Source organism: Flavisolibacter ginsengisoli DSM 18119 (genome assembly GCF_900129295.1).
Classification (GTDB): domain Bacteria; phylum Bacteroidota; class Bacteroidia; order Chitinophagales; family Chitinophagaceae; genus Flavisolibacter; species Flavisolibacter ginsengisoli.
In genome coordinates this window covers 104,690-128,497 of record NZ_FQUU01000010.1, presented here as the reverse complement: position 1 = coordinate 128,497, position 23,808 = coordinate 104,690, and the positions used below count along the sequence as shown (strand labels likewise).

Genomic DNA, 23,808 nt, shown 5'->3' with positions numbered 1-23,808 from the left:
GAATGTTTTTAAAATTGTTGCTTGACATTAAATATAACAATTTAAATCACTATTTTGCTTTTGTGGTTTATTGAAACCGACGTCTTTCAAATGCCACATTTACATTTTAACCTTGGCAGCCAATTATGATAACCAACCGAATTGTATTCCTAATCTTTATCGGACTGTGTTGTTTTCATGGAGTTTTTGGACAGAAAACAGATGGTAACAAAATATGGGTGTCTTATATTGATTCTGTTAATGATGGCTATGGTTATAAGAACCTTTATGGAGACATCATCATTCCGGCAGGGAAATATTCTTTTTGCTTTACCGATACTTTTCGAACGTATGCTATTGTGTCGTTGCCGCCAAAAGGATTTGTTGCAATTGATAGGAAAGAAAACATCCTATACAATGTTTTCCCTTTTGACAATGGGCCTGATTACGTTGAAGATGGATTTTTCCGGATAGTTAAGGATGAAAAAATTGGCTATGCAGACGCTGCAACAGGGAAGGTTGTTATCCAACCACAGTTTGCCTGCGCCTGGCCCTTTGAAAAAGGCAAGGCGAAAGTCTCCATGACTTGTGAAACCAAATCAACTGGAGAATATTCTACCTGGATTAGCGACAAATGGTTTTACATTGACAAAAGAGGAAGAAAGGTGAAACAGCCATCCAGATAAATAAAACGGCTGGTAACTGAGACTGAAATTGCAATGCTACTGGAGGATTTTATCAAGACTGATGAACATTTTTTTTTGTTATTATAAGTAAAGTGCAGGAATGATAATACCTCCACATTAATTAATACTTTTACGTTACAGTACATCTAATTCCAATAAAAAAACTAGTACAAACCATTAAAATAAAATATTGATATTTATGTCTGACGCAAAAAAGGTAAGTTTTAATACCACAATACTGCAACTGGGAAACAATACGGGAATTAATGTGCCAGATGAAGTGGTGGAAAAACTTGGAGCAGGGAAAAAGCCACCGGTAATTGTTACTGTAAACGATTTTACTTACAGAAATACCATTGCCGTAATGGGGGGTAAATTTATGATTGGTGTAAGTGCTGATATTCGTAGCAAGACAGGTATCAAAGGTGGTGATAAAGTAAAAGTGACACTAGAACTTGATACTAAACCGCGGGAAGTGGAAGTGCCGGCAGACTTCCAACGATTGCTTGATAAAAACAGCAAGGCCAGGCAATTCTTTGAAACACTATCATACAGTAACAAACAACGGTATGTATTGCCATTAGGACAAGCCAGGACAGAGGAAACCAGGCAACGAAGAATGGAAAAAGCTATCAATGATTTGATTGAAGGCAAGAAATAATCGATTGAGTAAATGGGTTATTAAGCTGGAGAATAACCCCATTCTTATAGCATTATCAATGTTATTGATAGTTTGGTCCCCCGGTAATTAATCTCATTTAAAATGTTTTCCAACCGCTCATCCTTAAAAACTGTTAATAAATATTAAATATAATAGGCCTATTTTTATAATACGAAAATGGTCGTATATTCGTCCGGTAAATGCTTTTTTATGGCGGCGAAATATATTAAACCTACGGAAAGTGAATTAGAGATACTTAATATCCTTTGGCATAAGGATGTTGCTACTGTGCGGGAAGTTCACGAGGAATTGGCCAAATCTAAGGATGTAGGCTATACCACTACGCTTAAACTCATGCAGATCATGCACGAGAAAGGTCTGGTAAAGAGAGATGAGTCTATGAGAACGCACGTTTATCAACCTGCGGTAAACAGGGAGAAGACGCAAAAACACCTTTTAAATAAAATGATCGATTCTCTTTTCGGAGGATCTTCAACTCAATTAGTTTTGCAGGCACTGGGTAGCGGGGAGCAAAAAGTTTCCGCTGAGGAGTTGGACAAGATTCAGACTCTTATTGACAACCTGAAAAAACAGTAAACTATGGCCAATTGGAGCCAGTCCCATTTCCTGCAATCGCTCGGATGGGCCACACTTAATAGCTTTTGGCAAATGGCATTGCTCTGGTGCTTATTCCTGGCCATTAGTTATTTATTCAAACCCGGGTCTCACAAAAAATACCAGCTTTCGGTTATCGCCATCATTACCGGCTTTGTTTGGTTTATCATATGCTTTATACAGTTTTATACCAGTAATCCTGTTTCAACTATAGCATTCTTTGATCAATCTATTCCCGAAACTGACAGTATTTTAAACATCCTGCTGATCTCAGCATCTGTTGCCTATCTCAGCTTACTGGCTTTTCCAACTCTGCGCTTATATAATAATTACCTGTTTGTCCAAAAGATCAAAAAAGAAGGCATCAAAAAAGCGGACCTAACCTACCGTCTTTTTGTGCAAAAGATCTCTGGGAATTTAAACATCAGCAAAAAGGTAAGGGTTTATGTGTCAAGCATTGTAAGGTCACCACTTACTATTGGATACCTCAAACCTATTATTCTATTACCGGTGGCCAGCCTGAATAATTTATCTGTTCAGCAGGTGGAAGCTGTATTACTCCATGAGCTCTCTCATATAAAACGCTACGATTACCTGGTAAACCTGGTTATCAGCATTATCCATACCATCTTGTATTTCAATCCTTTTGTTAAACAATTCATGAAGAACATTGAAGCAGAAAGGGAATCATGCTGCGATGAACTGGTGTTACAATTCGGGTATGACAAAGTAAGTTATGCAGCGGCGCTACTTACACTTGAAAAAGCTGCCACTGCATCCCCGCATATTTTAGCCATAGGTGCTACAGGCAAGAATTCATTATTGAACAGGATTGAAAAAATAGTAGGTATGGAAAAGAAAAAAAGATTTCAGTTCAGTCAACTGGCCGGTGTACTGGCAGCCCTGTTCTGTATTATAGCATTGAACTCCGTACTGATCATTAAGGAAAAGAAAAGACAAGGTAACTATGCGTTTGCCTATAATACCATGGCCAATCCTTTTGCTTTATTCAGTTCAGCCGAGGAAACTGCATCAGCAGCTGAATCCATATCACCTGTTCCTGTTATGTCTTCAAAGGCTACCGTTGCCATAAGTTCACCAGCTAATGAAAAGAGCCTTTACCCTAAACAAAGGGAGACTGTAGTACCTGAAGAACATTCTGTGGATCCACAGGCATCCAACTATATCCAGGTGGCCCAGGATGATGTAGATGCTTCCCTTACACAGGAACAAAAACAACAGGTGGCTTCGACGGTTGCTGCTACAAAAAAGGTAATGAAAACCCTGCAATGGAAAGAGGTTGAAACACAGATTGCAGATGCCATGACAATGAAAGAAAAGGCCATGGCACAACAGCAGTACAATAAAGAACTGGAAAAGATCAACTGGCAGCATATTGAGCAGAACTTAAAGGCACAATACGAAAAAATTGACTGGTCAAGGATCAATACCAATTTGTCCAACGCCTTAACAGAAATCGAACTGGATAGCATGCAAACCAATTGTGACCAGGTGCTCTCTCAACTGGAAAAGGTGGAATCAGAAATGTCCCATGCACAGCTTACTACCTGCAGCCCGATACCTGATGTGAGCCTGTCAGCAATAAGAGACGCTAAAATCAGCCTTAAGGTAAAACTGGAAAAGATCAAAGCTTTGAAGTCTGATAAAAAGGTGATCCGCCTGTAATTAGCATCAGTTTATAAATACCAGGTACACGTTCCTCTCAAAACATTTACCAGACATTCCTGGGGCAAGTATCACCATACCGGTTACCGATCAAAAAACCTATGATGATCTCGTGGGTGCCCCTGCTTACCGTGTTGAGTGCAGTACGGGTAAAATCGTAGGCATAACCAATATTGAATGAATTCGCAACGTTCAATCCCAACATGGCCGCGTACCCATCTTTAAATCTATAGCTCCCTCCTACCCAAAAAAGATCCTGGTACTGCAACTTCAGGTTAACATCAAATTGAGGGTCTAAAGGAGATACATATTTTACCATTACTGAGGGAATGGCATTGACGTCTTCGCTGAGCAGGAACCTGAGCCCGCCTGTGGCAAACAAATGGGGAACTATCTTAAAACCCAAAGTGTCATCGGTAAAAGAAACTTTTTGCGGGATCACCTGCTGGGCACTAAGACCAACAAAATAATCTGCAGCATATATCCAGATGCCGGCAGAAAGGTCTGGCCTGACCCGGTAAATGTCAGAAGTATTACCCTGCGCCGGATCGGTAGGATCATTGTTATTGAAAGTTGATTTGGTGCCATCACGGTTGATACTTTGAATACCTGCAGCAAAGCCTGCGGCTATATTGGTTCGCGCGGATAAGCCCAGGTGGTAGGCATAAGAAACATTAGCAGAAAAACGATTATACAACCCTGTTTTATCATTCATAACAGAAAAGCCGATACCATGGTGCGGCTCGGAAGCGGTATAATTAGACCAATAATTGGTACCCCTGGGGTTTTCGCCGGGAATATTATACGAAGTAGCAGATGTTTTATAATCCTTTTTACCAATAGGCATATGTACAGTAAGATACATAGTCCGTGGTGCGCCATCCAATCCCACCCACTGGTCCCTCCCACTGATCTTTACATCGGTATAATTCTCAATACCAGATAAAGCAGGATTCAGAATATAATTGTTCAGGATATACTGCGTATAATGCGGTCGCTGTTGGGCTACACCATGCAGGGAGCCGGTGATGAGTAAGGATAATATCAACAGTGATCGGTTCATATTGCTAACGTATAATATCTACAAATCCCGACATGGGTTGCCTGCCATTCTTTGGTTCAATAATATAATAATAGGTACCTGCCGGTAAGGGACTTCCTTTAAATGTGCCATCCCATGGTTTGTTGTAACCAATAGTTTTAAATACCGGTTGTCCATACCGGTTAAAAATTTCCACGGTAGCCCCTGGGTAACTTTCCAGGTACCTGATCTCCCACCTGTCATGTATTCCATCACCATTGGGTGAAAAAGTATTGGGTATGGATGGTTTTTTAAGTACCTGTACCAATACTCTGTCTGAATCACTGCAGAGATCTGCTGAAGTACCTACCAGGGTATATTCCATATCCATGGCCGTAGTAGTTGTTGGTTGCGCAAGTGAAGGATCATTCAATCCCTGCACCGGCGACCAGGCGTAACTGATGTTATTGCCAGACCCAGTCCCCAACAGTACAACGCTGCCTCCTTCCAATAGCACCCGGTCGGGCCCTGCATTGATAATGGGTAGCGACGATACCTTAACAGACTGCTCTACATGATTTTCACAACCATTGTCAGCTGAAAAGGTATAGCTTATAATATGATCTCCCACACCTGCCAGGGAAGGGTCAAACAAACCTGCAGGCGTAATTCCTTTTCCAGAAAATGTGCCTGAACCCTGTACCCCATTTAATACCTGTGCTTCCGAAATAATAAAGGGTTTAACATTGGCACAAACAGAGGGTATGGAGTCAAAACCTAATTGAGGTGTAGCCTTCAACAGGATGGTTTGAGCATATACATTACTGCAATTTTCACCTGACCAGGCTACTACTCTTATCTCAACCGGTTTTGAAGCCGGGCTAAAAAATTCTGTGTATGTATGAGTTAATTTCGCTCCTGCAGAGGGATAGGCAATAGTATCTGCTATAGCCGGAGCGTTAGCATGATCCCATTGAATGGTAAGCTTAATTACCCTTCCTACATCCACACCTGAATTATTGGTTATAGTTACTGTCTTATTGCTACAGGCCTCAGTGCCATTATTAATTGTAATGGTGGCCTTAGGCAGGGAGCCATTGATAAAAAACGCTTGTTTAGTAGAAGCGGTGCATCCATCACCAGATGTCACAGTAAGGGAAACATCATAAGAACCTACACCAGTATATTTATGTTGCGGATTTTTTACAACAGATGTATTCGGGTTGGCGGAATTGGCATTGGGATCACCAAAGTTCCATGAATAGCTGAATCCACTTTGTGAACCATCAGTTATGGAACTGCTGTCCCTGAATTGGGAATATGGATCGGCCAGGCAGTTACCGGGCATGGTGAATGCGGCCAGCGGTAATGGGTGCACAGTGATCTCCCGGGTATACACCGAAGCAGTACATCCCCTATCTGTTTTTACCTGCAGACTTACCTGGTATTTTTTCTCAACACTAAAGGTGTGGGTGATCGTTTCATTTGTATTTTTATTGAGTATTGTTCCATCTCCAAGATCCCATTTCCAATCTGTTATAAAACCTGCGTTGGCCTTTGAAGCATCAGCAAAGCTCACATTTTTGCCCACACAGGCAGGTGATATAATGTTATAGGCAGCAGTGGGTAAAGGATTCACAGTAATACTTTTTATAGCCGTATCGGAGTTGCAGCCAACAGCCGAAGTGATCACCAGTGAAACCTTATAGGTTCCGGCAACAGTGTATACATGCACAGGCTTTTGCTGTGTAGAAACCGATCCATCACCAAAGTCCCAATTCCACTTTAAAACAGAGCTTCCTGAAGCTATAGATGCCTCCTGTGGATTAACAGAATCACCCAGGCAGATTGCAGCAGGAAGGGAAAAGATCGCTTTAGGCTGGGCATAAATGGTGTTGACTGATTTGGTAATGCTATCCCTGCATCCTGTATTGGAAATCACTTTCAATTCAACTGCAAAGGGACCGACAGAAGCATAGGAATGAGCCGGTGATGGTTGGGTGGCCTTTGCTCCATCTCCAAAATTCCATGCATAGCTAAGCGCTGCCTGTGAGCCATCACTGATAGCTGAATTATTAGTGAATTGCATGGTGCCGGATGGAAGGCAGGCATTACCAAAATCGAATGAGGCAACCGGCCTGGGTGTAACGGATATTGCTCTTGTAAATACAGTACTCTGACAGCCACCTGCCATTTCTACTTTTAGTGAGATAGTATAAGTTCCTCCTTTCGAGAAACTATGTAATTGAGCTGCATTGGAAGAGGTAACCATTTCCGGACTTCCATCTCCGAAATTCCAATACCATTTAACAATGGCGGATGAACTACTTGAAGAAGAGTCAATGAAACGTATGGGTTGTCCAATACAATACGGGCTTTCAATACCAAACTTTGCCAGTGGCGGATTGGACAGGATTATTTTATTACTGGCGGTATCAGAAATGCAACCGATATCTGTAATGATGGAATAGTTGACATTATAAGAACCCGGAGATGTATACAAATGTGCAGGGTTACGAATGCCAGATATATTCCCGTCATTAAAATCCCAAAGCCATTTGACCACCGGCCGGCCATTGCCGTTAGAAACATCTGTAAACCGAACGCTGTCGGATAAACAACCATTGGTGCTAAAACTAAAAGAAGCCGAAGGCCGGTCATACACCTGGATATCATAATTGATCTCCTGTTCCCCGCTGCAGCCGTCCGGCGTTGGATTTTGGGCCAATACCTTTATGGGAAATGTACCAGTTCCCGGAAGGTTGAATGCTGCCGGCAATTGGTAACGGAATAACTGCTTTCCATTAATATTCCATGTTGAATCATACATCGGCGCAGTAATGGTAATGTCAGGTAACAGGCCATTAAAAACCCATTTGATCTGGGTTGGCTGGTAGGGAAAGGTCATTGCCAGGTAAAAAGGTGAATTCTTACAGGTTCCGGGAAAATTTACAGTCCCATATACATTCCTGACAGAGACAAACTGGTAAAGGTCTTTTACATTGGCACCGGCAGAATAACCATAACTTTCTGCATTGGCATAGCCGTAGGCTAAGGCATTGAAGCCTGAATCTGAAGAAATACGATGGTATCCCTGGCTTACATTACTTAGATACAGGTAAGAATAACCCGGATCCGATGGATGAACTGTCCATAATGATGGAGAAACACTGGCTCCATCTATCTGGAAAGAAGAAATGCCGCTGCCTCCATTCTTCATGATCACATGTATATGGTGTTGATGGGGATACTGATTGGTGGGTGGAGCAAAAAGATTTGAATTGACAAGCGTAACATTATTAATATTTTGCTCTACCGGGTTTAAGATGATCATGTCCGGGTCGTTAGGGACAGTATTGCTATTTCCGTCACAACCTTGTGTAGTGAAATATTGAGCTACTGAAATGGGCTTATCCGATATGATCTCGTTGGGGCGGTTATTAAAAAATTGGTAGTAAGAATTATTAATAAATGATGTAGAAGGAACAAGTACCCCATTTACATAAACTGAGGCTGACGGATCATTTTTGATAACCCTGTAATAGTTATAAGGATTATTCTTACTGGGAACTGTAAGGTACTTTTTACCCCATGTTCCTGTGGGATATAACTGCTGGTAAAGGTTATCTGAACTGCTAATGGCACAACCGGTTGGGGGAATATGTATCTTTCCACTACCCGAAAAAACAGCAATACGTTTACATCCACCTGTTCCGCTGGCTATGGACCTGATCCTGGATCCTGTAAGGTCTACGCCACTGGCATCGGGGGTATATCCCAAAACCTGGTAGATCTGACCTTTATTTAAATTGACTGAGTACGTGTTGTTGGCTTTCCAACCGTTTTTGGTATCTGCTGAAGGAGTAATTTCCACCGTAGTGTTGTCTTCCACCGCAATAATGGTAAAATAGGAATTCGAGTTGAGCTCGTTGGATTCCTGTGTGAAATTGACAGAATAATATTCCTTACCAAGAACATTTACCGGAAGACAAAGCGTAGCACCACTGGCAGCACTCCTGGTTATATAAGAATAAACGACAAGGGGTTGATCCCCAAGGACACGGATAGCCCTATTGGTAAACAATCCTTCATCATTTATAAAATAAAGATTTGGGATGGTTACACTGACCACTGCTCCTGGCTGGATAACTCCGGATTGAATCACTGATCCTCCGAAAACATCTACAGTAAACCTGGTAAGCACCTCAGAAGTGAGATAAATAGTCATGGTTGGATTTCCCCCTTCGACCATTCCGACATGGTAAGAATAGGACAACCAGAACTCCCTGCCCTTATTAGAAAAATCCTGTGTCCAGGAAATAAGTGGAAATAATAATATGAAAATAAATGAGGTAAATAATTTATATCTCATCAGTTAGCCATCGGGAATAATGTGGTTGTATGCAAATTACATAAAGGGTTTGTGGATTCCACTGACCATACACAAAGTGGAGGCTAATATTTTACTTACCTGCTAATGTGTCATACCACATAAATGATAAATTTTGTTGATAAGAGATTTAAAATTCCCGGCATCTATCGAAAGCCAGGAAATTTCCTGATGCCTTTAAAACTAACTGTAAAGGCTTTCCCTACCACCCGAATCTTTCAGATGATAATGTTCCCAAATTTCAAATTGAGGGGCTAAAACTGAAGATTTCATCTTTTAAAATCAATGTGGATTTTGGTTATTTATACTAAATAATCTATGCAATCACTTATTTGAAGTTATACTTAAGTATAAGTTCAATTATGGTTAAAAATCAATTAATTATCACTTAAAATTTTTTATTGTTGAGTTGATTCATAATTATATGAATTGTACAATAATTTTCACTTTATAACATCAAAATTATTTATTAAATAACAATTATAATAAACTGTATTTTATATATTTAGGAGAATATAATATACTAATTCTAATGGCATTTCCAAGAAGCATTTATTTTTCAAAAATACTAAGCATTTTAGTACTTACTTTATCAACATTTTAGTATATTTACTCAGCATGATATTTGCCCTATTAAGAAATATGAAATTGAGAATTCTTATACCTTCCCTCCTTCTTTTGGCTGGGAGTATGATAAGTTGCAAAGAGGTAAAAGACCCTGAATTCAGGAAAATAGATGAGTTTGGTCTTAGGAATTTAAGTTTGCAGGAAGCCAGGGTTGGCTTTAATGTTACTTATTTTAACCCCAATGATTTTGGCGTAACTGTCAAGGAGGCAGAGGCAAATATTTACCTGGATAGCACATTTATGGGCACTTTTACTCAGGACACAGCAATACAGGTCAATAAACAATCTGATTTTACAATACCTTTTTCAGGCACTATCCCACTTCGAAAAGCAATGGAACTGAACCTGGAATCTTTATCTCAAAAGGATATCTTACTAAAAGCTGATGGAAATGTGAAGGTGGGAAAGGCCGGAATTTACGTTAGCAGGCCCATTCATTACCAGGGATTACACAGGCTTGATGAAATACAGTTAAATAAAAAAGTCCCTTAAAAAGGGACTTAAAATCGTTTTAAAGAAGGGCTTAGTGTTTGGGCATTCCCCCACCATCTTCAGGCTTTTTACAGCACCTGGGGAGCGCCTTATAAGATTCAGGATTGGCCTTTACCTCGTTGGCATCATAGCCGGCGTTAGCAATGGCAGCTTTCAAAACCTCTTCGTTGGTGCGGTCAGTCAGGTACTTGATGGTTGTTTCTTTTCTTTTATAATTGACATTAACCGAGGTAACCCCATCATACCTTTTTAAATATTCTTCGATCTTTTTCTTGCACATTTCACATTGAACGGTGGGGGTACTCAGTTTGACTGTTTGCGCAGCCTTTGTTTGGGCAGATGCCCCAACGGAAAGGATCATTCCGGCAAAAGCCATAACCAGCAGTTTCTTCATAAATAATTATTTGAATACCAATTTAGGAAACTCCTTTCCAGTTTGCAGGGTCTGACCTCCATTTTAACAAAATCTCTTCTTCAGAGGGCTCTATCAAAGCCTTTTTAAGTGCTAATGCTATAAGGTTGGGATAATCTGTCAATGAAATTATGGGTACGGCTGCCTGTTCAAAAGCTTCAGCAGCCTGCGGAAACCTGTAGTTAAATATGGAAACCATGCCTATTACTTCCACTTCATTCTGCCTGAGCACATCAACGACCTGCAGGCTGCTTTTACCCGTAGAAACCAGGTCTTCCACCACTACTATCTTCTGGCCGGGGTTATATTGTCCCTCAATCTGGTTGCCCAAACCATGTTCTTTTGGCTTCGGCCTAACATATATAAAAGGCAGCTTCAACTGGTCTGCTACCATTGCACCCCAGGCTATACCAGCCGTGGCCACACCAGCTATGGCTTCTGCCTCTGCAAACTTTTCAAATACCACATTACATAGCTCACTTTTGATATACTCCCTGATATAGGGAAGCGATAAAACCTTCCTGTTATCGCAATAGATTGGACTTTTCCAACCACTAGCCCAGGTAAATGGGGTCTTAGGATTAAGCCGAACTGCGTCTGCCTGTAATAGTTTCTCAGCTGTTACGATAGAATCTGTCATCCGGCGAAGATAAAAAAATGGAGTTAGCCCCTAGCTCAAAATTCCTGGTGTCAATTTATTTGTAACTCTCTTCCTGCTTAACTTAGCTTATGCAGCAGATCATTTATTTTAATAATAAACCGCTCTACCTGGTTAATGAGATCACTCCTGAAGTAGAAGAATTCTTGCACCATGAAGAGACCGTTTTTATTGATGAATTTAACCAGCACACCGTAAAGGCAATGATCCATGAAATGGAACAACCGCAAATCAGGAGAGGGGTTTTCCTGCACCATGACGTGGACGCTGTTTTGAATACATTCAAAAAGAAACTGCACCTTATTAAGGCTGCCGGAGGATTTGTTTATACAAAAGACCATGAGGTACTGATGATCTTCAGAAGAGGGAAATGGGACCTTCCTAAAGGGAAGCTGGATGAGGGTGAAGATCTTGAAACATGCGCTTTGCGGGAGGTAATAGAAGAGACAGGATTAGAAAAAATAGAAATGGACAGAGCCCTTACGGTGACCTACCATACCTACCACCAGTTTGGTGAACACATCATCAAGGAATCGCACTGGTATCTTATCAAAAGCTCAAAACAAAAAGAGTTTAAACCGCAAACCGAGGAAGATATTGAAAAGTGTGAATGGGCACCATTAACAGCATTAGACCATTATTTGTCCAATACTCATGCGTCCATCAGGGATGTTATTCATGCCGGAGTGAAACTATTGGACCACGCTTAGGCAAAAAGTATTTTAGGATCAGATTGGCGAATGGTTTTTAAAACTACATCCGGAACAAATTGAGAAACATCGCCACCATATCGTAGAACATCCCTTACTAAGGTTGAGGCTACCGATGTATATTTTGGCAGGCAGGTAAGGAATACCGTTTCTATATTTTCATCAAGGCTCCGGTTCATATCTGCGATGGCCTTTTCGTACTCGAAATCATTGACATAGCGAATGCCACGTAAAATATAATTAGCCTGTATCCTCCTGCAACAATCCACAGTTAGTCCTTCATAGATAACTGATTCGATCTTAGGCTCATTTTTAAATATCTCTTCTAACCAATGCACCCGCTGCTCGGCAGAAAACATAGGTTTTTTATTAGAATTGATCCCAATGCCAATGTATAGTTTGTCAAATAGTGGAATTGACCGTTCTATGATATCTAAATGGCCAAATGTAACAGGGTCAAATGTACCGGGAAATAAAGCTATACGCATGTAATAAAATTAGGAGCAAGTTAAGATGAATTCCGATCACCAGCCAACAGGTACAATACCGCCATACGAACTGCAACACCATTTTCTACCTGTTGCAATATGATAGATTGATCGCTGTCTGCTACATCACTATCCAATTCCACTCCCCTGTTAATAGGGCCAGGATGCATGATGGTAATTTTTTTCTCAAGGCTGTCAAGTATTCTTTTATTGATACCATACACCAGGCTATATTCCCTTAATGAAGAAAACAGCACCTGGTTTTGCCTTTCCAGTTGTATACGCAACACATTGGCCACATCACACCATTCAAGGGCTTTCGTGAGGTTGTATTCCACACGCACATTAAATGCCTGGTCAATATATTTGGGAATCAATGTAGGTGGTCCGCAAACCACTACCTCAGCCCCCATTTTCGTTAACAGGTAAATGTTACTTTGGGCAACACGGCTGTGCATGATATCTCCAATAATGGCCACCCTGGTGCCATTTAAAGTGCCAAATTTTTCAATAATGGAAAAAGCATCCAGTAATGCCTGTGTAGGATGCTCATTAATACCGTCGCCGGCATTAATAATGGATGCGGGAATATGTTTGGCTAAAAAATGGGGAGCTCCGCTGGCGCTATGTCTCATAACCACCATATCTACTTTCATAGAAAGGATGTTATTCACAGTGTCGAGCAAGGTCTCGCCTTTAGAAACAGAAGATCCGGAAGCACTGAAGTTTATTGTATCGGCAGACAATCTCTTTTCGGCCAGTTCAAATGAGATCCTTGTCCGGGTGGAATTCTCATAAAAAAGGTTCACAATGGTCACATCACGTAAGGAAGGAACCTTTTTTATAGGTCTTTGTAAAACTTCTTTAAACTGTTTTGCCGTATCGAGTAATAAGGAAATATCTGCCGGGGTGAGATCTTTTATTCCTAGAAGATGTCGGGTAGAAAGCGCCATTAAAAATCAAATATAAAGCATTTACAGTTTTTGAGAACAGAATCAGGTTTACGACAGGTAACGATTCATAATTTTCTATAAATATTCCCATGGTAATGAGTAAGGAAATCAATCCATCAACACCACTTCATCATTTCCATCTCTTTCCTTCCACAGAACCTTCACTTTTTGGGTAACAATGGAATCAATAGATTTCCCGGTATAGTCAGGTTGAATGGGAAGTTCACGGCTATACCTTCGGTCTATTAATACCATTAATTCCACTTTTTGCGGACGGCCAAAATCCATCAATGCGTCGAGGGCAGCCCTTATGGTTCTCCCTGTATATAGCACATCATCTATCAGGATCACTTTTTTGCCTTCGATCGAAAACAAAATATCTGTTTTATTGGGAACATGCAGTTCATTTCTTAAATCATCACGGTAAAAAGTTATATCCAGTTTACCATAAGGGAATACAGCATCGCCTTTTTCTGCACTGATCTCCCTGGCTATACGATCGGACAAAAAAATACCCCGGGGTTGAATGCCTATAAGGACAGTTTGCGCGGGATCGATATGGTTTTCAAGGATCTGGTTTGCCAAACGCTTTATGGTCAATTGAATATGCTGTGCGTTTAATAATGACTTCAAGGGAGCAATATTTTTATAAAAATAGGAATTAAGATCAGTAGAAGTGCCTTTAGATATGTGTACACTGAGAAATACTAATTTACATTGAAGAATATGAAGTGTATAAAAAAAAGCCGGAAATAATCCCGGCTTTCTTTTTAATTATTAATGAAATAATTATTTAGCAGCACCAAACTGGAAGAATAATCCAACCTGGTAAACCCTGTTCTTTAATTTCTGGCCACTTACATAATTAGCATTGTTCTCATCCAGAACATTGGTAAATCCATAATTGTAGCGTGCATTGATACCTAAACCAATACGGGACAGATATCCAATTCCTCCTGAAGCACCAATATCCAGTTTATTCAATTGATCTTTGATATCCATTTCGCTGTTGCTTGTACCAGCTCCAGAGCTAATGCTTTTATTTTTTGCATTGATCAAATAACCAAACTGTGGGCCTAATTCCAAAAACACACCGGTTGTGCTTTGCAACTGCAACATCAGGGGAACATTTATGTAATTCAGGTCCATCTCGTACTTAGACGTGATGTTTCCGGTTGGGGTCTGAATTACCTGGGTATTCTTTCCACCCTGGCTGCTGTATACTACCTCTGGTTGAAACCTGAAATTAGTTCCTACCGGGATGTTTATGAATAAACCACCATTGTAGGAAGTTTTTGATTTGGATTCAAACTCAGATGCGCTTGAATATCCTTCATGATTCATTTTAGCCAGGTTTACGCCACCTTTGATACCAAGACGGGGAGTGACTTCCATTTCTGTTCTTAAGGTTGGCTGTTTGCTTTGTGCATTCACAAAAACGGTTGCAGTTAGAGCTAAGGCAAAAAAACTGATCTTTTTCATAAGTTAATATTTAGGTTGTCCTCTTTAAGCAAAAAGAAGGCCGCAATTTGCGACCTCCGGTAATTTTTTTTGAATGGTAAATTATCTTGATTGTGCTTTGTGACTATTATCGAGCATGTAGAATAATCCCACCTGGAAAACATTATTTTTTAAAGTATTGCCACCAGCTTTATTGATATTTGACAACCCAAGGTTATAGCGGCCATCTATACCTAATCCTGAGTAAGTTAAATATCCCAGGCCAAATGTCCACGCAACATCTGTGCTCTTAAAATCTTCAGAAGTAAAATACTGGCTATCCGTACCATTCACTTTATCTTTTGTATTGACCAGGAATCCCAATTGTGGACCTGTTTGTAAACGGAATCCATTATCAAACATATATTGCAACTGAAGCGGGATATTTATGTAATCCAATCCCAGTGTATGTTCTTCCCCATTAATAGTGTATTTAGCACCTTGCCCGGAATATACAACTTCTGGTTGCAAAGCCAACTGGGGTGTTATATGTATATGTGCTAAGGCGCCTGCATTCAGGCCAAGACGGTTATTCCAGTTCAATCCTGGAACATTGGATAATTTGGAAATGTTTAATCCTGCCTTTAATCCAAACTTAGGTGACTGCGCAAAAACTGTTGCGCCCGTGGCTAAAATCAAAACTACTAAACTGATCTTTTTCATAGATTAATATTTATACCGGGCTCATTGCAAAAAAAAGGCCGTAAAGTGATTTACGGCCAAATTATCAGTTACACTGACATTATTTAAAAAAATACCCCAGTGTGAGGCCGAAATACATAGTATGTGTTTTACCGTTATCTGCCTTATCCACATTAATGTTGGTAAGTCCCTGGTTGAAATTTCCGGCTATGTACATTTTGTTATTCAACTGGAAACCTGTAAGAAAATTGATTCCAAATTCAACCGCTTTATAATGCTGGTTGTCATCATTCGGATTTTCCTTGCCATCGAATTTCACATTTGCAGTTTGGTCTGTTTCCACCCTGTCACCATCTGAAATTTCTATTATATGCGCAGTAGCCTTGCCAGAAAGTCCGAGGCTAACAGAAGGACCTGCACCAATAAAAAATGAAGCACCTTTTTGAGAAGGTTGCAAGTAAACAAAGTTAAGTGGTAGTTCCAGGTAAGAAAGCTTCATGGCTCCTTTGGCGGATACACTATAGTTAGAGCCCCCCATAGAAAGTGAATAAGATTCATTGATCTTTACACCCTTACTTACAAAATTCAATTCGGGCCTGAAACTTAAACTTTGGGTAATGGGTATCATGGCGCCTACACCAATTCGTTCAGATAACCTGTATTTGCCATTAAAGCCTTCCTGGCTATCATAACGTTCATCTACATTGGCAAGGATGGCACCTGCATGTACCTCGTAAGATACCTGGGCTTGGATTAGAGATGATAAAAAAATTGTTCCAAATATCAATAAATATCTTTTCATAAACAGTAGTTATTGGTAATAAAAAAGGGCTGCAATTTCAGCCTTAAATATAATATGAATTCTCTTAATTAGTAATGATGCTGTAGTTTAATAATAGCGACCCTGTTCCAAATAAAGTATGATTTTCTGATCTTTTCAAAAGCCTGCTTGGTAATATGCATTTATAATAAAGGGCTGAAAATTCAGCCCTTTTAATGTTGTAGTGATGTTCTTATTTAGAAGAAGTAGTAGTTCCTCCCAAAGAAAAATTATAACCAAGATGAAGACCAATTAAAGAAGTGGTAGCACTGTTTTTTGAAGCGCTCTGATACCTTGCACCAATATCAAGGCCTTGCTCCATAGCATACCCTACCCCTATAGCCCAGGTGAAAGCTCCATCTGAATTGCTTTCATCAACACCACCACCTTTAAATTTAGAACCATAAATACCGTAACCTGCCTGTGGTTCTACGTAAACACCACTGAAGTTTTGTCGGTAACCCAATAAAATAGGAATAATTGATGATCTAACAGTGTACCCGCTTGGGACATCCTTTGCATTATATATGGTATACCCAGAAGTTAATGAAACTTGACCGGCCGTACCTACACCATGTAAATATTTAAGAGATCCTCCAAATCCTGTTTTAACAGCATCTTTGAAGTCTCCCATTGGTAAACCAACTTCGAAAGCAATACCTATTTGATTTTTTCCAGATTGTGCTTTTATGGCACTAAGCACAAAAAAAGAGGCTAGTACTAAAATTACCTTTCTCATAAAAATCTTTTTTTGGTTTGAAATTCAATTATCGATTTCAAAGTTAGTCCGATAAAAACATATATTTCCTGATGAGGATATACCATTCTATGCCTTCTACAATTATTTTAAATTGTACAGCTCAACAATTGAGACAAGTATGAACCATTATAATTATAGAAAAAACTGGAATCCAACAACTTCGCTTCCCTGGGTAACTATCTTTTAACAAAGGATGTTACCGGCGAACAATACCCGATAGTTACCACAAGGAAGAATATAACATAAATAAAAAAGGGGCTGATAAATATCAGCCCCTCAATAAAGATATTAGTGATCTTATTTAGAAGAAGAAGCGCCTCCTAATGAAAAATTGTAACCAATGTGCAATCCTACTAATGAGGTAGTAGAACCATCTTTAGAAGCACTTTGATAACGGGCACCAATGTCAAGACCTTGCTCCATTGCATAACCTAAACCAATAGCCCATGTGAAAGCACCATCAGAACTACTTTCATCAAATCCACCACCTTTAACTTTAGAACCATAGATACCGTAACCTACTTGTGGCTCTACATAAGCACCACTAAAGTTGTGACGGTAACCTACTAAAATAGGAATGATTGAAGCTTTTACGCTATAATCAGATGGAACATCTTTAGCACTGAAAGTTGTGTAACCAGATGTTAAACTAACTTGTCCGGCAGAACCAACACCATGTAAATACTTAAGAGATCCACCAAAGCCAGTTTTAAAAGCATCACCAAAATCACCCATTGGTAAACCAACTTCAAGGGCAACACCTACCTGGTTTTTACCAGTTTGTGCATGTGCAGAACTTAACGCAATAACAGAGGCAAATACTAAAATTAATTTTCTCATAAAGTCATTTTTGAGTTTTTGTATAGTTTAAATTTCGATGGCAAAACAATAAAATTAATTGTACAAATCAAAATTTATGCAACTCCTTTTTTAGTTAACGAGGTTAAATACGCTTGTTGTTACTCCGTAAAAAACCTGACTTTTAAAAGTATAAATACGCTCCGCTTTGTATTGGATGTTATAAATGATGCATGAATTTTTTTTAATGTAGATAGTTTGCAACAAAAAAAATAAGCCACAACCGTGGCTTATTTATAAAAGATTATTAATTATTGCAATTAAATGCCTTCGCTCTCACCCTTCAGGAATGCATAACGGTAATCTGTAGCCGGTACAAATGTTTCTTTAATAGTCCGGGCACTTAACCAACGGTAAAGATTGAGTAACGAGCCCGCCTTATCATTGGTGCCACTTGCCCTTGCACCACCAAATGGTTGCTGGCCAACTACGGCACCTGTAGGCTTATCATTAATATAAAAGTTACCCGCTGCATTTCTTAATACGTTGGTGGCAAGATCAACCGCATACCTGTCTTGTGAAATGATTGATCCCGTCAATGCATAAGGAGATGTGGTGTCTACAAGATGCAAAGTTTCTTCAAATTTTTCGGCATCATAAACATGTATGGTAAGCACTGGTCCAAAGATCTCCTCGCACATGGTGATGTATTTTGGATCCTGCGCTTCAATAATAGTGGGGTAAATAAAATATCCTTTTGACTTATCAAACTTACCACCAACTAGTATAGAGGCTGTTGTAGTATTCTTTACTTCATTAATATAAGATGCGATCTTATCAAAACTCTTCTCGTCAATAACCGCATTTACAAAATTGCTGAAATCGTCTACAGGGCCAACCTTAAAACTGTTCACACCATCTATCAATAACTTCCTAACCTCGTCAGCAATGTTGGAGGGTATATAAGCCCTTGAAGCGGCAGAGCATTTTTGGCCCTGGTATTCAAACGCACCCCTTAATAAAGCAGTGGCCACTACCTGTGGATCTGCTGATTTATGTGCAAGGACAAAATCCTTTCCACCTGTTTCACCAACTATCCGGGGATAGCTTTTATAATTAGCAACATTTTCACCAATTGTCTTCCACATCTGGTTAAATACACCCGTAGACCCTGTAAAATGAACACCGGCAAAATCCTTATGAGCAAAGCATTCTTTACCAATGGTTGGGCCATCAACATAAATAAGGTTGATAACACCATCCGGCAGTCCGGCTTCCTTTAACACCTTCATGATCATTTGGGCAGAATATACCTGGGTGTTGGCTGGCTTCCAAACTACCACATTCCCACACATAGCTGCGCTGGTAGGTAGGTTTCCTGAAATAGCAGTAAAGTTGAAAGGAGTTACAGCAAGCACAAATCCTTCAAGTGGCCTGTACTCCATGCGGTTATGCATACCTGGGGCGCTGATTGGTTGCTGTTTGTATATCTCACTCAGAAAATGAACATTGAACCTAAGGAAATCAATTAATTCACAGGCGCTATCTATTTCTGCCTGGAAGGCATTCTTACTTTGACCAAGCATGGTAGTACCATTCATGAGGTAACGATACTTGGTTGAAATAAGATCAGCTGCACGAAGGAAAATATTGGCTCTATTCTCCCAACTGGTATTATTCCACGCCTCACGGGCTTCAAGAGCGGAAGCTATTGCCTGTTGAACATGGCTTGCATCACCTGCATGAAAATGACCTAACAGGTGCGAAGTTTCATGTGGTGGGTGTATGGCAATAGTTTTCCCGGTTCTTACTTCTTTACCCCCTATATACATAGGAATGTCTGCCTGGCTTCCTTTCAGTTCGGCCAGAGTTTTTTTCAACGCTTCTCTTTCCGCACTTCCAGGTGCATAAGAATAGACTGGCTCATTTACAGGCATCGGGTACGAAAAATATCCTAAGCTCATATTGTTAATTGAAGTATTATTTGTTTCAAAATATTTTTATATACAATGACAGGCAATTTTAAAATGTCAGGAAACCATCGGATCACTTACTTAAAAGTATTTACGATTCCGCTTCCTTTTCACTCATCAGGTACGCCTTTATAAATCCATCAAGCTCTCCATCCATCACAGGACCCACATTACCTACTTCATAATCAGTACGATGATCTTTGATCATCTTATAAGGATGAAAAACATAACTTCTTATCTGGCTGCCCCACTCTATCTTTTTCTTGCTGGCATTGGTAACATCTTTAGCAGCTTCCCGACGGCGCAGCTCTTCTTCATACAATCGGCTTTTAAGCATTTGCATGGCCTTTTCCCTATTTCCCAATTGTGAGCGTTCTGTCTGGCATACAACCACAATGCCTGTAGGAAGGTGGGTTAACATCACCTTGGTCTCGACCTTGTTCACGTTCTGCCCTCCTGCACCTCCGCTTCGAGCGGTTTCCATTTTTACTTCACTATCCTTAACCTCGATATTTATGGTGTCATCTACAAGGGGATAAACAAAGACTGAAGCAAACGAGGTATGCCTTCTGGCATTACTGTCAAAGGGTGAAATTCTGACTAGGCGATGTACGCCACTTTCTGCCTTTAAAAAGCCATAAGCAAATTCACCATCAAATTGCAGGGTACAGGTCTTTATACCAGCGCCATCACCATCCACCCAGTCAAGAATGGTTACTTTCCAGCCCTGACGTTCACCATACATGCGGTACATACGGGAAAGCATTTCCGCCCAGTCCTGGCTTTCTGTGCCACCGGCCCCTGAATTAATCTGTAAAACTGCTGGTAATTCATCTTCAGGCTGATTAAGGGTACTTTTAAATTCAGTATCCTCAATAGCGTTTTTGGCCTTATCAAAAGCAGCTTTTACTTCTTCTTCAGACCCTTCGCCTTCTTTCCAAAACTCAAAAAGAATGGCAAAATCCTCTACTGCAGCATCTACCTGCTCGTAAAGGTTAATCCAATATTCATTGAGCTTAATTTCTTTTAAAATAGACGTAGCACGGGCATTATCATCCCAAAACCCTGGTGCCAGGGAAAGTTGCTTATCCTGGTTTATTTTGTCTCTTCGGTTATCGACGTCAAAGAAACCTCCTCAGGACAACTACACGGTCCCTCATAACTTTCAATTGTTCTTGTGTCATAGCGGGTGCGAAGATAAGTGATTCTTCTTTTTGCAAATGGTAATACTAAGTGAACGTAAAATAAGGATCTAATACCCGTGTATAAATTATATCACAAAAGCTTTATTCATTTGTTTTGATATAAACCAGGAAGCCCCAGGCAGGTAAGACTATAACTCTCTTTTTAGCAAAATCAACTGGCTCCCTTGTAAAGAGCTCTTTAAAATTTCCTGTTATCCGGTTATCAAGCAATTCAAGCCTGACATGGTTCGCTGAAAAATTTAAAAATACCAACACTTCTTCTGTATCCTTTATGCGCAGGTAAGAAAGTACCTTTTCATCTCCCGAGCTATGCACCCTGGATAATTTACTGTCACACCTCAACGCAGGATTGAAGCGTTGCAAATGCAACAATGCCTTGTAAAAAGAATGTAATGCCGGTTGTTCATTCCATTCAATAACATCCTTTTCAAAGAATAGTAACCTTTTATGGTTAGGCAGTTCCTGCCCACTATAGATCAGTGGAATTCCCTGCCAGGTACAACTAAATACAGCCAGCATTTTCGCCGCATCTCCATATTTATCGTATTCAGTACCATTCCAGGTGTTCTCATCATGGTTGGATGTAAACCAGGCATTAATGCCGGGGGCCTGCTGGTAACGATCCAACACCTGCAGGAGCTCGTATAAAGAGAAGGATCTTTTATAAAATTCTTCGGTACGATGCATCCAGGTCCATGTATATGCTGCATCAAAAACCTGCATGTATTCCGGGTGATCAAGAGGATCGGATTCTGCCAGCCAGAATAAAGGTTTTATTGTATCCAATACAGCTTTTGCTTCTACCCAAAAATCCAGCTGCACCCAAAAAGCCAGGTCACACCGAAATCCATCTATATCACATTCAGTGACCCAAAAATTCATGGCCTCAATCATAGCTTTTCTCATGTCCTTGTTGGTGTAGTCAAGTTCTATGATATCATCCATCCCCGATGCACGTTTAAAATCCCCTGTCATTTCATCCCTCTTATACCAATCTGGATGAAGCCTTGTCCACACATGGTCCAAGCCTGTATGATTGGCAACCCAGTCCATTATGATGCGGAAACCCATTTCCTGCGCCTTCTTTACTAATGACCTGAAATCCTCAAAATTTCCAAATTCCGGATTAACGGAAGTGTAATCAGAACAGGCATAATAACTACCCATAGTTCCTTTTCTATTCAATACAGAAATAGGAGTAATGGGCATGAACCAAAGCGTCTCCACACCCATATCTTTAAGCCTTGGCAAATGTTCAGCAAAGGCCCAAAAACTGCCACTTTCAGAGTATTGCCTCAGGTTTACCTCATACACATTAGTTGAGCAGATCCATTCTTTGTTCGAAGTTTTCATTGTGTAAAATGGTGAAGTTAAGGCGGCTGACAATAAAGGTGAAAATGTTTGAATATTTTGTCTATTTCCCTGTTAAAAAATGAGCAATTCCAATTATATAAAGGCCCTCTTTTACCCTTAGCCTTAATTTTGCATACGATGAAAAGTTTTGATGTTCCCCTTGTTTATCGCAGTCCACTTATTTCCGCCGTTAAAAAAAAGCGCAAGGAAAAAGACAGGATGAAAAAAGACTTCTCTCCCACACTGCTGGATTTTGGGCCTGTAAGGATTTTCCTGGCCCGTCATTTTGGTTTTTGTTATGGCGTGGAGAATGCTATTGATATTGCTTTCAGGACCATTGAAGAAAACCCCGGCAAACGCATTTACCTGTTAAGTGAAATGATCCACAATCCGCAGGTGAATGCAGACCTGGAAGCCAGCGGCGTACAATTCCTCCAGGATAACTCGGGCAAACAATTAATACCTTTCGATTCACTGACGGCGGAAGACATAGTATTGATACCCGCATTTGGCACCACGCTCAAAATTGAAAAGCAGCTTAGAGACCTGGGGATTCCCATAGAAAAATACAATACCACCTGTCCCTTTGTTGAAAAAGTATGGAACCGGAGCGAGGTAATAGCAAGGAGCAATTACACCATAATTATTCATGGCAAACCCACTCATGAAGAAACAAGGGCTACCTTTTCACATGCCGCCTCCAATGCACCATCCATTGTAGTGAAGGATATGGACCAGGCCATTGAATTGGGGAAATATATTACAGGAGAACTTCCTTCAGAGCAATTTTATACAGATTTTAAACACCAGGTCTCCGCAGGTTTTAACCTGGAAAAAGATCTTCAGCGAATAGGCGTGGTAAACCAGACTACGATGCTAGCCAGTGATACGCAGGCCATTGCTGACTACCTGAAAGAAATTATGATGTCTCATTATGGCCTTGATGAGAATAATATTAAAGAACGCTTTGCAGATACCAGGGATACACTGTGTTATGCTACCAATGATAACCAGACATCGGTAACCGGCATGTTGCAAACCGAAGCCGACCTGGCGGTGGTTGTGGGGGGTTACAATTCTTCCAACACTTCACATCTTGTAGAATTGTGTGAAGAAAAATTGCCTACTTACTATATCAATAACGAAGAAAAGATCCTCTCCAGGGATGCTATCAAACATTTTAATTTTCACACCACCATGGAACTGGTGACCGAAAATTATTTGCCTGGTAAAGAACCGGTAAATATACTTGTTACCAGCGGTGCTTCCTGCCCGGATGCATTGGTGGAAGGGGTTATAAAAAAACTGGCCGGGTTTTACCCAGCCAGCAGATCAATTGAAGACCTTGTTGATATATTGAACAACCAGGAATAGCCTGA

22 protein-coding genes are annotated in these 23,808 nt (G+C 40.3%); 7 read left to right on the top strand and 15 right to left on the bottom strand.

Annotated elements, in window-relative coordinates:
• The first annotated feature begins 125 nt into the window (after window positions 1-125).
• The 4 genes from BUA53_RS12720 (at window position 126) to BUA53_RS12705 (ending at window position 3,627) form a co-directional block, all read left to right on the top strand.
• Window positions 126-665 (top strand): WG repeat-containing protein, encoded by a 540-nt coding sequence (locus BUA53_RS12720; protein ID WP_072835761.1) that lies wholly within the window; start codon window positions 126-128, stop codon window positions 663-665.
• A gap of 199 nt (window positions 666-864) precedes the next feature.
• Window positions 865-1,326 carry a YdeI/OmpD-associated family protein gene (locus BUA53_RS12715; protein WP_072835760.1) on the top strand — a complete coding sequence of 154 codons (462 nt, stop codon included), beginning with the start codon at window positions 865-867 and terminating at the stop codon, window positions 1,324-1,326.
• Window positions 1,327-1,536: 210 nt separating this feature from the next.
• Window positions 1,537-1,923, top strand: coding sequence for a BlaI/MecI/CopY family transcriptional regulator (locus BUA53_RS12710; protein ID WP_072835811.1), 387 nt, complete (start codon window positions 1,537-1,539; stop codon window positions 1,921-1,923).
• A 3-nt stretch (window positions 1,924-1,926) separates the two neighbouring features.
• On the top strand, window positions 1,927-3,627 hold the full coding sequence (locus BUA53_RS12705; RefSeq protein ID WP_072835759.1) for a M56 family metallopeptidase: 1,701 nt from the start codon (window positions 1,927-1,929) through the stop codon (window positions 3,625-3,627).
• 46 nt (window positions 3,628-3,673) lie between these two features.
• On the opposite strand, the gene BUA53_RS12700 is transcribed toward BUA53_RS12705, so the two are convergent.
• Window positions 3,674-4,690: a PorP/SprF family type IX secretion system membrane protein gene (locus tag BUA53_RS12700; RefSeq protein WP_072835758.1), complete on the bottom strand. Its 1,017-nt coding sequence runs from the start codon at window positions 4,688-4,690 to the stop codon at window positions 3,674-3,676.
• Window positions 4,691-4,694: 4 nt separating this feature from the next.
• Window positions 4,695-9,020 (bottom strand): PKD domain-containing protein, encoded by a 4,326-nt coding sequence (locus tag BUA53_RS12695; RefSeq protein WP_072835757.1) that lies wholly within the window; start codon window positions 9,018-9,020, stop codon window positions 4,695-4,697.
• Between the two features lie 708 nt (window positions 9,021-9,728).
• Between BUA53_RS12695 and BUA53_RS12690 the strand changes: the two genes are divergently transcribed.
• Window positions 9,729-10,157, top strand: coding sequence for an LEA/WHy family protein (locus BUA53_RS12690; RefSeq protein ID WP_175546074.1), 429 nt, complete (start codon window positions 9,729-9,731; stop codon window positions 10,155-10,157).
• 31 nt (window positions 10,158-10,188) lie between these two features.
• On the opposite strand, the gene BUA53_RS12685 is transcribed toward BUA53_RS12690, so the two are convergent.
• Together BUA53_RS12685 and pyrE are read right to left on the bottom strand one after the other, a co-directional pair.
• Window positions 10,189-10,551 (bottom strand): heavy-metal-associated domain-containing protein, encoded by a 363-nt coding sequence (locus BUA53_RS12685; RefSeq protein WP_072835755.1) that lies wholly within the window; start codon window positions 10,549-10,551, stop codon window positions 10,189-10,191.
• Between the two features lie 22 nt (window positions 10,552-10,573).
• Window positions 10,574-11,209 carry an orotate phosphoribosyltransferase gene (pyrE, locus tag BUA53_RS12680; RefSeq protein ID WP_072835754.1) on the bottom strand — a complete coding sequence of 212 codons (636 nt, stop codon included), beginning with the start codon at window positions 11,207-11,209 and terminating at the stop codon, window positions 10,574-10,576.
• Window positions 11,210-11,298: 89 nt separating this feature from the next.
• On the opposite strand from pyrE, the gene BUA53_RS12675 reads away from it, so the two are divergent.
• Window positions 11,299-11,937 carry an NUDIX hydrolase gene (locus tag BUA53_RS12675; protein ID WP_072835753.1) on the top strand — a complete coding sequence of 213 codons (639 nt, stop codon included), beginning with the start codon at window positions 11,299-11,301 and terminating at the stop codon, window positions 11,935-11,937.
• On the opposite strand, the gene coaD is transcribed toward BUA53_RS12675, so the two are convergent.
• From coaD to BUA53_RS12620, 11 genes are all read right to left on the bottom strand, one after another.
• Entirely contained in the window at window positions 11,934-12,425 is a 492-nt protein-coding gene (gene coaD / locus BUA53_RS12670) for a pantetheine-phosphate adenylyltransferase (protein WP_072835752.1), read from the bottom strand. The genes BUA53_RS12675 and coaD overlap by 4 nt on opposite strands.
• A gap of 20 nt (window positions 12,426-12,445) precedes the next feature.
• Complete coding sequence (locus BUA53_RS12665) at window positions 12,446-13,378, bottom strand: aspartate carbamoyltransferase catalytic subunit (protein ID WP_072835751.1); 933 nt, start codon at window positions 13,376-13,378, stop codon at window positions 12,446-12,448.
• A 108-nt stretch (window positions 13,379-13,486) separates the two neighbouring features.
• Window positions 13,487-14,011: a bifunctional pyr operon transcriptional regulator/uracil phosphoribosyltransferase PyrR gene (gene pyrR / locus BUA53_RS12660; RefSeq protein ID WP_072835750.1), complete on the bottom strand. Its 525-nt coding sequence runs from the start codon at window positions 14,009-14,011 to the stop codon at window positions 13,487-13,489.
• 156 nt (window positions 14,012-14,167) lie between these two features.
• Window positions 14,168-14,860 carry a porin family protein gene (locus BUA53_RS12655; RefSeq protein WP_072835749.1) on the bottom strand — a complete coding sequence of 231 codons (693 nt, stop codon included), beginning with the start codon at window positions 14,858-14,860 and terminating at the stop codon, window positions 14,168-14,170.
• 81 nt (window positions 14,861-14,941) lie between these two features.
• Window positions 14,942-15,541: a porin family protein gene (locus tag BUA53_RS12650; protein ID WP_072835748.1), complete on the bottom strand. Its 600-nt coding sequence runs from the start codon at window positions 15,539-15,541 to the stop codon at window positions 14,942-14,944.
• A 79-nt stretch (window positions 15,542-15,620) separates the two neighbouring features.
• Window positions 15,621-16,322: an outer membrane beta-barrel protein gene (locus BUA53_RS12645; RefSeq protein WP_072835747.1), complete on the bottom strand. Its 702-nt coding sequence runs from the start codon at window positions 16,320-16,322 to the stop codon at window positions 15,621-15,623.
• 211 nt (window positions 16,323-16,533) lie between these two features.
• Window positions 16,534-17,079: an outer membrane beta-barrel protein gene (locus BUA53_RS12640; protein ID WP_072835746.1), complete on the bottom strand. Its 546-nt coding sequence runs from the start codon at window positions 17,077-17,079 to the stop codon at window positions 16,534-16,536.
• A gap of 318 nt (window positions 17,080-17,397) precedes the next feature.
• Window positions 17,398-17,940, bottom strand: coding sequence for an outer membrane beta-barrel protein (locus BUA53_RS12635; protein WP_072835745.1), 543 nt, complete (start codon window positions 17,938-17,940; stop codon window positions 17,398-17,400).
• A gap of 278 nt (window positions 17,941-18,218) precedes the next feature.
• Window positions 18,219-19,862, bottom strand: a complete 1,644-nt coding sequence (pruA, locus tag BUA53_RS12630) for an L-glutamate gamma-semialdehyde dehydrogenase (protein WP_072835744.1) — start codon at window positions 19,860-19,862, stop codon at window positions 18,219-18,221.
• Between the two features lie 100 nt (window positions 19,863-19,962).
• Window positions 19,963-21,055 (bottom strand): peptide chain release factor 2 gene (gene prfB, locus BUA53_RS12625; RefSeq protein WP_139256426.1). Its coding sequence is split into 2 segments (ribosomal slippage): window positions 19,963-20,994 and window positions 20,996-21,055, totalling 1,092 coding nucleotides; the frame shifts between segments, so codons are not numbered across the junction.
• 102 nt (window positions 21,056-21,157) lie between these two features.
• A complete protein-coding gene (locus BUA53_RS12620) occupies window positions 21,158-22,429 on the bottom strand; it encodes an alpha-amylase family glycosyl hydrolase (protein ID WP_084080048.1) in 1,272 nt (423 codons plus the stop codon).
• A gap of 138 nt (window positions 22,430-22,567) precedes the next feature.
• Here BUA53_RS12620 and BUA53_RS12615 point away from each other — a divergent pair, with 138 nt between their 5' ends.
• Window positions 22,568-23,803 (top strand): 4-hydroxy-3-methylbut-2-enyl diphosphate reductase, encoded by a 1,236-nt coding sequence (locus BUA53_RS12615; protein WP_072835810.1) that lies wholly within the window; start codon window positions 22,568-22,570, stop codon window positions 23,801-23,803.
• Window positions 23,804-23,808: the final 5 nt, after the last annotated feature.